General features: G+C 60.7%; 16 protein-coding genes, 1 tRNA gene and 1 pseudogene. 9 read left to right on the top strand and 9 right to left on the bottom strand.

Annotated features, from left to right (window positions below; all coding sequences use genetic code 11):
- Window positions 1-379: 379 nt before the first annotated feature.
- Window positions 380-2005 (top strand): methyl-accepting chemotaxis protein, encoded by a 1626-nt coding sequence (locus tag IAE33_RS18050; RefSeq protein ID WP_201164512.1) that lies wholly within the window; start codon window positions 380-382, stop codon window positions 2003-2005.
- A 77-nt stretch (window positions 2006-2082) separates the two neighbouring features.
- Here IAE33_RS18050 and IAE33_RS18045 read toward each other — a convergent pair whose 3' ends face one another.
- The 7 genes and pseudogenes from IAE33_RS18045 to IAE33_RS18015 all read right to left on the bottom strand — a co-directional run bounded on the left by IAE33_RS18045 (window position 2083) and on the right by IAE33_RS18015 (window position 5084).
- Entirely contained in the window at window positions 2083-2253 is a 171-nt protein-coding gene (locus tag IAE33_RS18045; RefSeq protein ID WP_169338814.1) for a hypothetical protein, read from the bottom strand.
- A 364-nt stretch (window positions 2254-2617) separates the two neighbouring features.
- On the bottom strand, window positions 2618-2830 hold the full coding sequence (locus tag IAE33_RS18040) for a hypothetical protein (protein ID WP_201164511.1): 213 nt from the start codon (window positions 2828-2830) through the stop codon (window positions 2618-2620).
- 65 nt (window positions 2831-2895) lie between these two features.
- Window positions 2896-3315 (bottom strand): hypothetical protein, encoded by a 420-nt coding sequence (locus tag IAE33_RS18035; RefSeq protein ID WP_236404058.1) that lies wholly within the window; start codon window positions 3313-3315, stop codon window positions 2896-2898.
- Window positions 3312-3431 (bottom strand): annotated as a pseudogene (locus IAE33_RS25000) (glycoside hydrolase); the annotation flags it as partial. The gene IAE33_RS18035 and the pseudogene IAE33_RS25000, both read right to left, overlap by 4 nt.
- Before the next feature lie 223 nt (window positions 3432-3654).
- A complete protein-coding gene (locus tag IAE33_RS18025) occupies window positions 3655-4017 on the bottom strand; it encodes a hypothetical protein (protein WP_201164510.1) in 363 nt (120 codons plus the stop codon).
- 170 nt (window positions 4018-4187) lie between these two features.
- Entirely contained in the window at window positions 4188-4406 is a 219-nt protein-coding gene (locus tag IAE33_RS18020; protein ID WP_201164509.1) for a hypothetical protein, read from the bottom strand.
- Window positions 4407-4996: 590 nt separating this feature from the next.
- Window positions 4997-5084 (bottom strand) — tRNA-Ser (locus IAE33_RS18015).
- Window positions 5085-5217: 133 nt separating this feature from the next.
- On the opposite strand from IAE33_RS18015, the gene IAE33_RS18010 reads away from it, so the two are divergent.
- The 8 genes from IAE33_RS18010 (at window position 5218) to IAE33_RS17975 (ending at window position 11006) form a co-directional block, all read left to right on the top strand.
- A complete protein-coding gene (locus IAE33_RS18010; protein WP_028633595.1) occupies window positions 5218-5889 on the top strand; it encodes a Bax inhibitor-1/YccA family protein in 672 nt (223 codons plus the stop codon).
- Between the two features lie 210 nt (window positions 5890-6099).
- Window positions 6100-7479 carry a nucleobase:cation symporter-2 family protein gene (locus tag IAE33_RS18005; protein WP_201164508.1) on the top strand — a complete coding sequence of 460 codons (1380 nt, stop codon included), beginning with the start codon at window positions 6100-6102 and terminating at the stop codon, window positions 7477-7479.
- An 84-nt stretch (window positions 7480-7563) separates the two neighbouring features.
- Entirely contained in the window at window positions 7564-7956 is a 393-nt protein-coding gene (gene tusD, locus IAE33_RS18000) for a sulfurtransferase complex subunit TusD (protein ID WP_028633597.1), read from the top strand.
- A 1-nt stretch (window position 7957) separates the two neighbouring features.
- A complete protein-coding gene (gene tusC / locus IAE33_RS17995; protein ID WP_201164507.1) occupies window positions 7958-8317 on the top strand; it encodes a sulfurtransferase complex subunit TusC in 360 nt (119 codons plus the stop codon).
- Window positions 8317-8613, top strand: a complete 297-nt coding sequence (tusB, locus tag IAE33_RS17990; protein ID WP_201164506.1) for a sulfurtransferase complex subunit TusB — start codon at window positions 8317-8319, stop codon at window positions 8611-8613. The genes tusC and tusB overlap by 1 nt, the downstream gene beginning before the upstream one ends.
- On the top strand, window positions 8610-8945 hold the full coding sequence (locus tag IAE33_RS17985; RefSeq protein WP_201164505.1) for a TusE/DsrC/DsvC family sulfur relay protein: 336 nt from the start codon (window positions 8610-8612) through the stop codon (window positions 8943-8945). Before tusB ends, IAE33_RS17985 begins: the two co-directional genes overlap by 4 nt.
- Window positions 8942-9952 carry a glycosyl transferase family protein gene (locus tag IAE33_RS17980; protein ID WP_201164504.1) on the top strand — a complete coding sequence of 337 codons (1011 nt, stop codon included), beginning with the start codon at window positions 8942-8944 and terminating at the stop codon, window positions 9950-9952. The genes IAE33_RS17985 and IAE33_RS17980 overlap by 4 nt, the downstream gene beginning before the upstream one ends.
- A gap of 94 nt (window positions 9953-10046) precedes the next feature.
- Window positions 10047-11006, top strand: a complete 960-nt coding sequence (locus tag IAE33_RS17975) for a glutathione S-transferase family protein (protein WP_201164503.1) — start codon at window positions 10047-10049, stop codon at window positions 11004-11006.
- A gap of 117 nt (window positions 11007-11123) precedes the next feature.
- Here the strand turns inward: IAE33_RS17975 and cysG are convergent, their stop codons facing one another.
- Window positions 11124-12512 carry a siroheme synthase CysG gene (cysG, locus tag IAE33_RS17970; protein ID WP_201164502.1) on the bottom strand — a complete coding sequence of 463 codons (1389 nt, stop codon included), beginning with the start codon at window positions 12510-12512 and terminating at the stop codon, window positions 11124-11126.
- The gene (gene serS / locus IAE33_RS17965) at window positions 12513-13793 is read right to left on the bottom strand and encodes a serine--tRNA ligase (RefSeq protein WP_060482943.1); all 1281 of its coding nucleotides are present in this window, start codon (window positions 13791-13793) and stop codon (window positions 12513-12515) included.
- Between the last annotated feature and the right edge of the window lie 19 nt (window positions 13794-13812).

Below are 13812 nucleotides of genomic sequence, written 5' to 3'. Positions count from 1 at the left end.
CGAGCAAAGCTCGCGATGCGCCGCGCGGGCGGCGCTCGATCTCACAGGCGCAGAACCTATTACGGCGAACACTGGATAACCCACACCCAATCTTGACCCGCCTCTTGGCCCAGCATGCGGTGCGGCTGGGAAACCTTCAACGGCTAAGCCGTCCGCTAACCTGCCCTATCGCAAACTTCTGCACTCCCCCTCCCCACCCCCAACTAATTAAAACGAAAGCGTTATCGCTTTTGTTACAGAAAAATATTTCCCTTTAACCATAAAGTTTAATAGCCCCTTGGCCGACAGCCTGAGCAAGAACGGAGTTCATAACCGTCCGCCCTCGAGCCCGTACCGCCTTGCTTAGATTAGCAAGTATTGCAACATCAAGGAGCTTCACATGTATTTAAGAAACCTCAAAATCGGCATTCGCGCCACTGCCATTTTCGCCGCCCTCGCCCTCCTGGTTTTAATACTCGGCCTCACCTCCCTGAACCGCATGCACACGATGGACAGCGCCACCGACGAGGTACGCACTTCGTGGCTTCCAGCCGTCATGCTGCTGGATGAAATGAGCATGAATCTGGGCCGCGCCCGCGCCCTGGCGCTGCGCAGTGTGCTGGAAGACAGCCCCACGGCCAGAACTGAAACACTCGATAAGATCGAGACCATCAACAAACAATATGAAACCCAACTAAGCGACTATGAAAAGTCGATAACGGAACCCACTGACCGTTCGCTGTTTGACACTTTCTCCGCTGCAAGCACAACCTATCACGGCTTGCAGAATGCTATTCGTGAAGCCGTTCGCAATAATGATCTGGAAGAAGCCAAACGCTTGGTGAATGGGTCACTGGCCGATTATGCCGACGCCATGATGAAAGCGTTGATTCAGCTCACTCACTATAATGCCAACGGGGCAACACACGCCTCAGAGGCCAGCAGTGAAGCCTACGAACAGTCATTTGCTATTATCGCCGTGACCATTGTGATCATCATCAGCCTGATGATCGCGCTGGCCATCTTGCTGACCCGCAGCATCGTGCTGCCACTGGCAGAAGCAGTAAAGGTGGCCGAGCGGGTAGCCGCCGGGGAACTCAACCAGGACATTCAGGTGAAGGGCCGCGACGAACCCGCGCTGTTGCTGCTGTCGCTTTCAAAAATGAAGGACAGCCTGCGCGAAACGATCGCCAGCATCGCTGCCGCCTCGGACCAGCTAGCGTCCGCTTCGGAAGAGCTGTTCACCGTCACCGAAGACACCAGCCGTGGCCTGCATCAGCAAAGCGCCGAAATCGACCAGGCTGCCACCGCCGTGAACCAGATGACCGCAGCGGTCGAGGAAGTGGCCAGCAACGCTGTAAACACCGCCGATGCCTCCAAAGGCGCAGACCAGAGCACCCGGGACGGCCAACAGCGCGTCAATGAAGCGTTGCAGTCCATTGGCCACCTGGTGGGCGATGTGACCACCACTTCGCAGGAAATCGAACACCTGGCCAGCAGCGCCAACGAAATCAGCCGCGTGCTGGACGTGATCGGCTCCATCGCCGGCCAGACCAACCTGCTGGCCTTGAACGCCGCTATCGAAGCCGCCCGCGCCGGCGAAGCAGGCCGTGGCTTTGCCGTGGTAGCAGACGAAGTGCGCGCCCTGGCCCACAGGACGCAGCAATCCACCGCAGAAATAGAAGGCATGATCACCGGCATCCAGACCGGCACCGAATCGGCTGTAAACGCCATGCATGCCAGCAAGGGCCGAGCGACCGGCACCCTGGAAGTGGCCCAGTCCGCTGGCCAGGCCTTGGACATCATTGCCGAGGCCATTTCGTCCATCAACCAGCGCAACCTGGTGATCGCCAGCGCTTCGGAAGAGCAGGCCCAAGTGGCGCGTGAGGTGGACAGGAACCTGGTGAACATCAGGGACCTGGCCATGCAGACGTCAGCCGGGGCGAATCAGACCAGTGCGGCGGCGCAGGAACTGTCGCGGTTGGCGGTCGAGCTGAATGGAATGGTGGGCAAGTTCAAGGTGTGATCAGGGGCCCTTGCTCGCCGCCATGTGCGGTGAGCAAAGGTGAATGCGGTGGGGCACTGAATGTAATGTCGGCCCTGTCACGCTCGGCGACGGTAACCGGTTACGAGCAACAGGAGGCCGGGGATCAGCAGGCCGATAGCGGTGTAGCCGAATGCAGGTTGGCCGGAGGCACCTACCGCAGCGAAAGCGGCGCCGGTTGCCAGCAGCGGTGCTGCTGCCAGGTAGAATGGTTTGGATGAAGTGCCCATGTCGAACCTCCTGTTTGATGGGGCTGGGGAGCTCGCGCCCGACTGACGTCGGGGTGAAGGTCGACAGTAACTGGGTGTTGTCAGTGGTGGCAAGGCAGATCAGTGCGATGACGTTGCAATGAGCTATTTTGGGCGCCCCAAAAACGCAAAAATCCCTGAATAATCAGGGCTTTGAATATGGCGGAAGCGTAGTGATTCGAACTCTACGATAGTTGCCCATCGACGGTTTTCAAGAGCGTGGGATAAAGCCAGAACCTATGCCGCTTGCGGGGCGTAATCGACTCCAATACAAACACGAAACGCCACGGCTATAGACCCCATACTGCAAGGGTCGCCGTTTAGGTTTTGGAATTGAAATTCGGCGTTATTCAATGGTGTTGGTGACAGCACGCACAACGGTAGACAAGCCCTGCGCCTTCACTGCAGCATCCTTCAAGCACTTATCCTGCTCAGCACCTTGAAGCCGGATACACGACACGGCTTTATTGTTGAGGTCAGCAATCGTGTTGTAGAAACCAAATGCTGTCGCAGAGACAACAGCGAGGATGACTAAGTAGACAAACGTGACAGGGTTCATGCGGTAATCCATGCAATGGCAATTGGCCGCACATCATACAATGGATTCCCCAGACTACTACTCTTTCAGCTTCCAGTACTGCAGCAGTGTCGGTTTGCTTGCGATAGGCATAGCCCCAGCTCCTTGTCGATGATCGAGGTGGCGGCCGCGCACTCATCGCCGCCGGCACGTTCCTGCTGCAGCCGGTTTGCGGCCTGGTAGTCGGCTTGGGCACTGGAACGAGCATCGGCGACCGCCTTCTCAGCGCTGGCCTGGGGCTGTTGCGCGGCAAGCTGCAGGTCGCCCAGCGCTATGCCCTGCTCAGTAGTCAGGGCAACCAGATTGTCTCGGGCAGCCTGGCACGCCCCGGCCTTCTCGGCCATGGCCGCGATATCGACGCGAGCGTCTTGTATCTGGCCATGCTGGCACCAAAATAGGCCGGAAGCTGCCAGGGCTAACACCAGCCAGAGCGGTATAGCCTTCAATGCCGCAAGCGCGGCGTTCATGCCAGCGCCCCGCCCATCTCCACCCACTTGCCCAACAGCTTGTCTAGGCGGTGTGGATTTTGTCCTTAGACATTACCTGGGAAGCTGGCCCAGATGTTCGAGCATTTGGCGATGGCGTTGGCGAAAACAATGTACAAAAAAGCCCCTCCGGAGGACCCAACCAATGTGGCCGGGTCCAATTCCGGAAAGGCCGCACACTGGCCGACGCTGGCAAGTGCGCCGGTCACTGCGAGGGCGCCGGTGCTTGGCTCGGCCATAAGCACTGTTCCATAAAAAAGCCCCAGCATTTGCCAGGGCTCGAAACGACAGAACCCGGCTTTCATAACCGGGCTCAAGGATTCAGTTGGACTGCTGCCTACTGTGATGCCAGTAGAGGTACAGCAATCCCAGAGGTGCGATGAAGATCGCCAAGAACCAGCACATGAACATCGTGATCACCTTGACAAACAGCATCAACAGCGCGTTTACGAAGAACACGTTGCGCCCCATGATGAAGCCCACCACGCTTTCATACACGAATCGGGAGTAGGGATAAAGCAAGGTGCTTACCACCGAAATTGCAACCGTTGCAAAGTCAATTCCGTGCGGTGCGCGTGATTTCATGTAGATGAAAAAAACCGCAAAGAGTGCACCAAAGAACAACTGCCGAGCGTAATAGCTAGGTGTGAGTCCGCCAATGGTCATCGCCAGAAACTGCCGCATAAGATCCGTCTCAAGTTTCAAAAAGGGAGCAAATTTTAGCAGCCTATCCGCACATCAAGTAAATCCCTGAAACAAAAAGCCCAGCATTTAGCTGGGCTTTTTTTGCCACTCCTCGATAACGCGCAGGAATAACAGGATGGGGAAATAATCGGCCATGCGGCCATTTGATGTCAAGCGGCATTTTCAATCGACAGGCCTTCGTAGTACAGAATTTCGGCTGCAGGCTCCAGCGCTTCTTCGGCCATTTGCTTCAGCACCTCCTCGATATCCTTCCTCCAGCGACGGCGAGTTCGCTCAGCTCGATCATCCGGGTCCCAACGGTTGAGATCATAGAACTGGGCCGGCAATACGATCATATCGCTCGACGGCTTTCCTTCGGCGCCCTTCATCCTCGGGATCGCCCAGGCCTAAACTGCACTGGTGATGAACAGCTTCGGAGCATCGGGGCAAAGCCCTCGCCGTGGACAGAAGAAGACCCATAAGAAGCTGCGAATCCTGCTGGAGGTGGACGGATCGGCCAGCGGCTTGGGCGTCCTTATCGAAAAGATCTTGAAGCGAAACGCTGGGCAAGTATCGCCATGCCTGATCCTCACCGAAGCGGGCAAACGGGTTACTGCGCCGATGCTACGCCACCGCTAGGATGATGCCCGGAAAGAAGCTGTGAAGGAGGCCGTCGCCACCGGTGACAAGTTGCTAGCCAACCAGATCAGCCAGTTCCAATTCCGCAACCTTTGACCCAAGGCGGCCTCGGAAATCGCCAATCTAGACCATGCCAGCCTGCTGCTGGACCACGCGAAAGGAGACATCACCGAAAGTGTTTACCGACGCGTCGGGGCGCTCGCCAAGCCGACCAAATGATCAAAGTTTTAGGACGCGTCCTAATACGATGATGGGAGCAGTACTCGTAAGGGTATTCCCAAAGGCAGATTTTCTATGCCCCAAAAACGCAAAAAGCCCTGAATAATCAGGGCTTTGAATATGGCGGAAGCGTAGAGATTCGAACTCTAGGATAGTTGCCCATCGACGGTTTTCAAGACCGTTGCCTTAAACCACTCGGCCACGCTTCCAGCTTGTTTTGCGGGCGCCATCATACCGTAATGAAACAAGCTGTCAAACTCTCTGTGTCGCGGGTTGCAGGAGCTCTGGTAGACTCCTACCATCTGAACGTTCCAAACCACAGGTCCACCTAGGAGTCTCGCCATGCGCGAACAGGATTACGCCGTCCATCACGGCCAGCAGGTCGAGCAGCAGGAGATCAGCAAGGTCCTGCGCAACACTTACAGCCTGCTGGCGCTCACCCTCGCTTTCAGCGGCCTCATGGCCTTCATCTCCCAGCAAATGCACTTCGGCTATCCGAACGTGTTCGTCGTGCTCATCGGCTTCTACGGGCTGTTCTTCCTCACTGCCAAACTGCGTGATTCGGTCTGGGGCCTGGTGTCCACCTTTGCCCTCACCGGCTTCATGGGCTTCATCCTCGGCCCGATCCTCAACCGTTACCTGGGCATGAGCGGTGGCGCTGAAGTCGTCAGCTCGGCATTTGCCATGACTGCACTGGTGTTCGGCGGCCTGTCGGCTTACGTGCTGATTACCCGCAAAGACATGAGCTTCCTCAGCGGCTTCATCACCGCAGGCTTCTTCGTGCTGCTGGGTGCCGTGGTGGCGAGCTTCTTCTTCCAGATCAGCGGCCTACAGCTGGCGATCAGCGCGGGCTTCGTGCTGTTCTCGTCGGTCTGCATCCTGTTCCAGACCAGCGCGATCATTCACGGTGGTGAGCGCAACTACATCATGGCGACCATCAGTTTGTACGTTTCCATCTACAACCTGTTTGTCAGCCTGCTGCAGCTGTTCGGCATCATGGGTCGCAGCGACTGATCCATTGCCATGCTTGAAAGCCCGCTTCGGCGGGCTTTTTTGTGCCTGCTGCGCGTGTAAGACCTGAACCAGTCCCGCGCATTATTCTGACTGTAAAGTCAGCTAAATGAACAAAACGTCGCCGATTGCGCGTATAGCTGGCTTGGCGCTACCACAGATGCAATCCAGCCCGTAGAATGCGCTCCTTTTTATTCCGGGGCAGCTTGCGCAATGAGCTCGAATGAACACAGCCCAGGCGCCGTGGCGCCTGACAACGAACTGGTATTGGGCCTTGAAGACAAGCCACGGCTGGCCATCAGCCTGTTGGCGGCGCTGCAACACCTGTTGGCGATCATTGTGCCCATCGTTACCCCGGGCTTGCTGATCTGCCAGGCACTGGGGGTATCGGCGCGGGACACCAACCTGATCGTATCCATGTCCTTGGTCATTTCAGGTATCGCCACCTTCGTGCAGTGCAAACGCTTTGGTCCGTTTGGGGCTGGGTTGCTGATCGTGCAAGGCACCAGCTTCAACTTTGTCGGCCCGCTGATTGCCGGGGGTGCGCTGATGGTGAAGCAAGGCACACCGGTTGAAGGGGTCATGGCCGCGATCTTTGGCGTGGTGATTGCCGGCTCGTTTGTAGAGATGGGTGTTTCGCGCATTCTGCCGTTCGTCAAACGGCTGATCACGCCCTTGGTCACCGGCATCGTCGTACTGATGATTGGCCTCACTTTGATCAAGGTCGGCCTGATCAGCATGGGCGGCGGCTTTGGCGCCATGGCCAATGGCACCTTCGCCAATGGCGAAAACCTGCTGTTGTCGGGTGTGGTGCTGGCGATCATCGTCGTGCTCAACCGCATCCCGGTGGTGTGGCTGCGCAGTTGTGCCATCGTTATCGCCCTGGCGGTGGGCTATGCACTGGCCGGCTACCTGGGCCGGCTGGACTTTACCGGCATGCATGAAGCGGCGCTGTTCCAGGTACCGACACCCCTGCACTTCGGCCTGGGCTTCTCCTGGGCGCTGTTCATCCCGATGCTGGTGATCTACCTGGTCACCTCGCTGGAAGCCATTGGTGATGTGACGGCTACCAGCAAGGTGTCCCGGCAGCCGGTAGAAGGGCCTGTGTGGATGCGGCGCATCAAGGGTGGTGTGCTGGTGAACGGTGCCAACTCATTGCTGGCCGGCGTGTTCAACACCTTCCCCAGCTCGATTTTTGCGCAGAACAACGGGGTGATTCAGCTGACCGGCATCGCCAGCCGGCATATCGGCGTGTGGATTGCCGTGATGCTGATACTGCTGGGGCTGTTCCCGAGCGTGGCCGGGGTGATTCAGGCAGTGCCGGAGCCGGTGCTGGGCGGCGCGGCCATGGTCATGTTCGGTGCGGTTGCCGCCTCTGGCATCAATATTCTGGCCAGCACCCGGCTGGACCGCCGCGCGCTGCTGATCATCGCCGTTTCCCTGGCCCTCGGCCTGGGTGTGGCGCAGGTGCCGGAGTTCCTGGCGCATATGCCGGCGGCCATTCGCAATGTGCTGGAATCTGGCGTGGCCACCGGAGGCATCTGTGCACTGGTGCTGAACTGGTTCCTGCCAGAAGGCAAGCAACAGGCCTGACCCCAGGCACCGGCAAAGGCCTGCGGCAAGCGAGCGCAGGCTTTTTTGCTTTATCATGGCGGCATTCCTTTGCATGAGTTAGCCATGAAATTCGCTATCGCGGTGTTCTCCCCGGCCCACGCGCCCTCCTCCCGGCGCGCCCTGCGTTACGCCGAGGCGGTGCTGGCCGGTGGGCATGAGATTGCCCGGCTGTTCTTCTATCAGGACGGGGTGCACAGTGCCTCGGCCAACCTCGTGGTACCGCAGGACGAACTGGATGTGGCCGGGCAATGGCGGGCGTTTATCCAGGCCAACCAGCTCGACGCGGTGGTGTGCATTGCTGCTGCGCTGCGCCGTGGCGTGCTGGATGAAGCCGAGGCCAACCGTTACCAACGCCCCGCCGTGAACCTGCCGGCGCCTTGGGAACTCTCCGGCCTTGGCCAGTTGCACGAAGCGGCGCAGTTGGCTGACCGGCTCGTGTGTTTTGGAGGCGATTGATATGGCCAAATCGTTGTTGATCATCAGCCGCCAGGCCCCATGGAATGGCCCATCGGCACGCGAAGCGCTGGATATCGCACTGGCGGGCGGTGCCTTCGACCTACCCCTGGGCATGGTGTTTCTGGACGATGGCGTGTTCCAGCTTGCCAACGGCCAGCAGCCTGCCGCGTTGCAGCAAAAAAACCTGGCGGCCAACCTGCAGGCATTGCCGATGTTCGGCGTTGACGCACTGTTTGCCTGCGGGCACAGCCTGGCCAGCCGGGGCCTGGCAGCAGGCGACCTGGCACTGCCGGTGCAGGTGCTGGATGACGCCGCACTCACAGGGCTTATCGCGCAATACGACCAGGTGGTGACCCTCTGATGGCGACCTTGCATGTAATTGCCCACTCCCCCTTCGGCGATGAGCGGCTGCGCAGCTGCCTACGCCTGCTCGGGGCTGACGACGCAGTGTTGCTGTGCGGTGACGCCGTTTACGCACTGCGGCCCGGCGCTGCACCTCATCAGCAGCTGCAACAGGCCAACCTGGCGGATCGCCTGTTTGCCCTGGACGAGGACCTGCAGGCCCGCGCAATAGAGAACACACTGGCAACGGCGGTCGATTACCCAGGTTTCGTCGCGCTTTCACTGCACTACGACAAGGTCAACAGCTGGTTATGAACACGCTCGATAGCGGCGGCCAGGCCATCGCACTGGACAAGGACGGCTTTCTGGTGGACTTGCACGCCTGGTCCCACGAAGTTGCCCAGGGGCTCGCCGCCCGTGAAGGCATCGCCCTCACCGCCGACCACTGGGAAATCCTCGAACTGCTGCGCCAGTTCTACCAGGAGTACCAGCTCTCACCGGCCACGCGCCCGCTGATCAAGTACGCAGCGCTGAAGCTGGGCCCCGAGAAGGGCAACAGCCCACACCTGAACCGACTGTTCAATGGCACCCCCGCCAAACTTGCCGCCAAGCTGGCGGGCCTGCCCAAGCCGACCAATTGCATATGATCCAGCCCACCCCACCCCGCCCACTCACCCTGCAAACGCCGGCTGAGCACCCATTTGCCGAGTTCGTGCGCATTCTGGGCAAAGGCAAGCGCGGCGCCCGCGGCCTCAGCCGGGAAGAAGCCCACGCCGCCATGACCCTGCTGCTGGAAGGCAAGGTCGAGGACGCCCAACTGGGTGCCTTCCTGATGCTGCTGCGGCACAAGGAGGAAAGCGCAGAAGAGCTCGCTGGCTTCACCGAAGCACTGCGCGCGCACCTGCAAGCCCCCGCTATTGCCGTAGACCTGGACTGGCCCACCTACGCGGGCAAGAAGCGCCACCTGCCTTGGTACCTGCTGGCCGCCAAGTGCCTGGCAGCCAATGGCGTGCGCATCCTGATGCATGGCGGCGGTGCACACACCGCAGGGCGGCTGTACACCGAGCAATTGCTCGACCTGTTGCAGATTCCGCTGTGTCGCAGCTGGGGTGAGGTCGAGCGCACGCTGGGCCAAGATAACCTGGCGTTCTTCCCCTTGCAGGACTGGGCGCCGCAGTTACAGCGCATGATCGACCTGCGCAACACCCTGGGGCTGCGCTCCCCCATCCACTCCCTGGCCCGGGTACTCAACCCGCTGGGGGCGAAGTGCGGTTTGCAGAGCATCTTCCACCCCGGCTACCAGGCCGTGCACCGCGAAGCCAGCCGGCTGCTGCGTGACCATGCCGTGGTGATCAAGGGGGATGGCGGCGAGATCGAGGTAAACCCGGATGTCATCAGCCACCTGTACTGGGCCACTGATGGCCAGGCGTGGGACGAAGAGTGGCCAGCGCTAAGCGAACGGCGACACGTGAAACCGGCGAGCCTGCAGCCCGAGCATCTGCTGGCCTTCTGGCGCGGCAACGTCGAGGACAGTTACGGTGAGAAGGCTGTCATCGCCACCATGGCCCTCGCCCTGCGGGGGCTTGGCCAGGACCGCGACGCGGCCTTCGCCACCGCTCGCCAGTACTGGGACGCCCGCAACAGATCGATTTGATCGATCATATCGCCTGACTCTTTGGGTTATTCGTTCGAACCACATGCCCTAGACTGGGCTCCAACGACAAATCGCTTTTGTTAAGGAGCTCATCATGGGCCTGTTGATCGATGGCCGCTGGCATGACCAGTGGTATGAAAACGGCAAGGACGGCACATTCAAGCGCGAGAACGCCCAGCGCCGCAATCAGCTGCCCGCCGCCGAGGCCGGTCGTTACCACCTGTATGTATCGCTGGCGTGCCCCTGGGCCCACCGAGCCTTGATAGTACGCGCCCTCAAAGGCCTGGAGCCGCTGATAGATGTCTCGGTGGTGAGCTGGCTGATGCAGGACCAGGGCTGGACGTTCGATCAGCAGCAGGGCTCTACTGGCGACCATCTCGACGGCCTGCAGTATCTGCACCAACGCTATACCGAGGACGATCCCAAGTACACGGGCCGGGTGACCGTACCGGTGCTGTGGGACAAGCAGGAAAAGCGCATCGTCAACAACGAGTCGGCGGAGATCATCCGCATCTTCAACACGGCGTTCAATGGGCTGACTGGCAATACCCTGGACCTGTACCCCGAGCACCTGCAAACAGCCATCGATGGGCTGAACGAGCGTATCTACCCGGCTGTAAACAACGGTGTGTACCGGGCTGGCTTCGCCACGACCCAAGCTGCCTATGAAGAGGCGTTTGATGATGTGTTCAGCGAGCTGGACCATCTGGAAGCGCTACTCGACCGCAACCGCTACCTGGCCGGCGAGTACCTGACCGAAGCTGATGTTCGCCTGTTCACTACGCTTGTGCGCTTCGATGCGGTGTACCACGGGCACTTCAAGTGCAACCTGCGCCGCCTGTGTGATTACCCCAATCTGACCCACTGGCTGCGCGAGCTTTATCAATGGCCGGGTGTGGCAGGCACAGTGAACATGGAACATATCCAGAAGCACTATTACCTGAGCCACACCACCATCAACCCGAACGGCATCGTGCCAAAAGGCCCGCTGCAGGATTTCAGCCAGCCTCACGACCGGGCGCGGCTGCCTGGTAAAGGGATCTACACCCGGTAGCCGACACCCCGTGTGGGAGCGGGTTTACCCGCGAAGCAGGCACCGCGGTGGATGGCACCGGCTTTGCCGGTGTTCGCGGCTGAAGCCGCTCCCACAGGTACATGAGCTGAAAAGAGGTTATGTACCGGCCCCTTCGAACCAGGCTAGCTTGTCCCGCAGTTGCACCACCTCACCCACAATCACCAGGGTGGGCGCGTGCACCTCGTGCCGGGCCACCAGGTCAGGCAGGTCCGCCAGGGTGCCGGTGAACACCCGCTGGTTGCGGGTGGTGCCCTGCTGAACCAGCGCCGCAGGCGTATCCGCCGCACGGCCGTGGCGGATCAGTTCGGCGCAAATCGTCGGCAAGCCTACCAGGCCCATGTAGAACACCAGGGTCTGGCCTGGCGCTACCAGGTCGGTCCATGGCAGGTTGCTGGTGCCGTCCTTCAGGTGACCGGTGACGAACCGCACAGATTGCGCATAGTCGCGGTGGGTGAGCGGAATGCCGCCGTAGGCGGAGCAGCCGCTCGCAGCCGTGATGCCAGGCACTACCTGGAACGGGATGCCGTGCTCGGCCAGCTCTTCGATTTCCTCACCACCACGGCCAAAGATGAACGGGTCACCCCCCTTCAGCCGCAGCACGCGTTTACCTTGCTGGGCCAGGTCCACCAACAGGCGGTTGATCTGGTCCTGGGGCACGGCATGATCGGCGCGGCGCTTGCCCACGTAAATGCGCTCGGCGTCGCGGCGGCACATGTCGATGATGGCCGGGGCCACCAGCCGGTCATACAGCACCACGTCCGCCTGCTGCATCAGGCGCAAGGCACGGAAGGTGAGCAAATCCGGGTCGCCCGGCCCTGCCCCCACCAGGTACACCTCGCCGCCCTGTTGAACCGGAGCACCGTCGACCATGGCTTGCAACAACCGCTCGGCCTCGGCGCCCTGCCCGGCCAACTGGCGCTCGGCAATCGGGCCCTGGAACACGGTTTCCCAGAACCCGCGACGCTGGTTGACGTCCGGGTAAAGGGATTTGACCCTGTGCCGGAACCGCGCTGCCAAACCGGCCAGCTCGCCATAGGCGGCAGGTATCCAGGCCTCCAGCTTGGCGCGGATCAGGCGTGCCAGCACCGGCGCATCGCCACCGCTGGACACGGCGATCACCAACGGCGAGCGGTCGACGATGGCGGGGAAAATCACCGTGCACAAGGCCGGCGCGTCCACCACGTTGACCGGCAGGCTCAACGCCTGCGCATCCGCCGACACCTGGGCATTGAGGCCAGGGTCGTCGGTGGCAGCGATCACCAGGCGGCATTCGGCAAGGTCGGCTGCCTGGTAACCACGCACCCGCACTTCACCGCCGCCTTCCCGGGCCATGGCGGCCAGCTGGCCGTCCACGTCCGGTGCGACTACGCGCAGCGCGGCGCCGGCATCGGCCAGCAGGCGCGCCTTGCGCAAGGCAATTTCGCCACCGCCGACGACCAGCACCAGGGCGCCCTGCAGCTTGTGAAACAGCGGCAGGTAATCCATTTAGCGAATGACCTCGACGCCGCCCATGTACGGTTTCAGCACATCCGGTACGCGGATCGAACCATCGGCCTGCTGGTAGTTTTCCAGCACAGCCACCAAAGTACGGCCAACAGCCAGGCCGGACCCGTTGAGGGTGTGCACCAGCTCAGGCTTGCCGGTTTCCGGGTTGCGCCAGCGCGCCTGCATGCGGCGCGCCTGGAAGTCGCCACAGTTGGAGCACGAGCTGATTTCACGGTATTTGTCCTGGCTGGGCACCCACACTTCCAGGTCGTAGGTTTTCACTGCGCCAAAGCCCATGTCGCCTGTGCACAGGGCCAGTACGCGGTAAGGCAGTTCCAGCAACTGCAGCACACGTTCGGCGTTGGCGGTGAGGCCTTCCAGGGCTTCCATCGACTTGGCCGGCTCTACCACCTGCACCATCTCGACTTTGTCGAACTGGTGCTGACGGATCATGCCGCGGGTGTCGCGGCCAGACGCACCGGCCTCACTGCGGAAACACGGCGTGTGTGCGACCAGCTTGAGCGGCAGTTGCTTGGCATCGAGGATTTCCCCGGCCACCAGGTTGGTCAGCGACACTTCAGCGGTCGGGATCAGGTAGAAGTCAGCCTCACCCTCACGGGTGATCTTGAACAGGTCTTCCTCGAACTTCGGCAACTGGCCGGTGCCTTGCAACGCAGGGGCCTGCACCAGGTAAGGGGTGTAGTGCTCTTCGTAGCCATGTTCACCGGTGTGCAGGTTGATCATGAACTGCGCCAGCGCACGGTGCAGGCGGGCTATGGGGCCACGCAGCACGGCAAAGCGGGCGCCAGACAGCTTGGCAGCCGCCTCGAAGTCCAGGCCGCCGCTCACTTCACCCAGGGCAACGTGGTCCTTGATCTCGAAATCGAAGGCTGTCGGCGTGCCCCAGCGGCGCACTTCGACGTTGTCGTCTTCGCTGGCGCCCACCGGTACGCTGGCGTCCGGCAGGTTGGGGAGGGTCAACAGAATGCCGTCCAGCTCAGCCTGAATACCGTCCAGCTCGGCCTTGCCAGCGGCCAGCTCGTTGGCCATGCGCTCGACGTCGGCCATCAGCGGTGCAATGTCCTCGCCCTTGGCCTTGGCCTGGCCGATGGACTTGGAGCGGGCGTTACGCTCGGCCTGCAGCTGTTCAGTGCGGGTCTGCACCGCCTTGCGGCGTTCTTCCAGTGATTCGATGCGCGCGACATCCAGGCTGAAGCCACGGGAGGCCAGGCGTTCTGCCACTTCCTGAAGTTGGCCGCGTAACAGTTTGGAATCGAGCATATCGTTCTCTCGTTATAGG

This window comes from Pseudomonas sp. S60 (genome assembly GCF_016647865.1).
GTDB classification, from domain to species: domain Bacteria; phylum Pseudomonadota; class Gammaproteobacteria; order Pseudomonadales; family Pseudomonadaceae; genus Aquipseudomonas; species Aquipseudomonas parafulva.
Note: the sequence above shows the minus strand (reverse complement) of the source record. Positions and strands in the feature narration are given on the sequence as shown.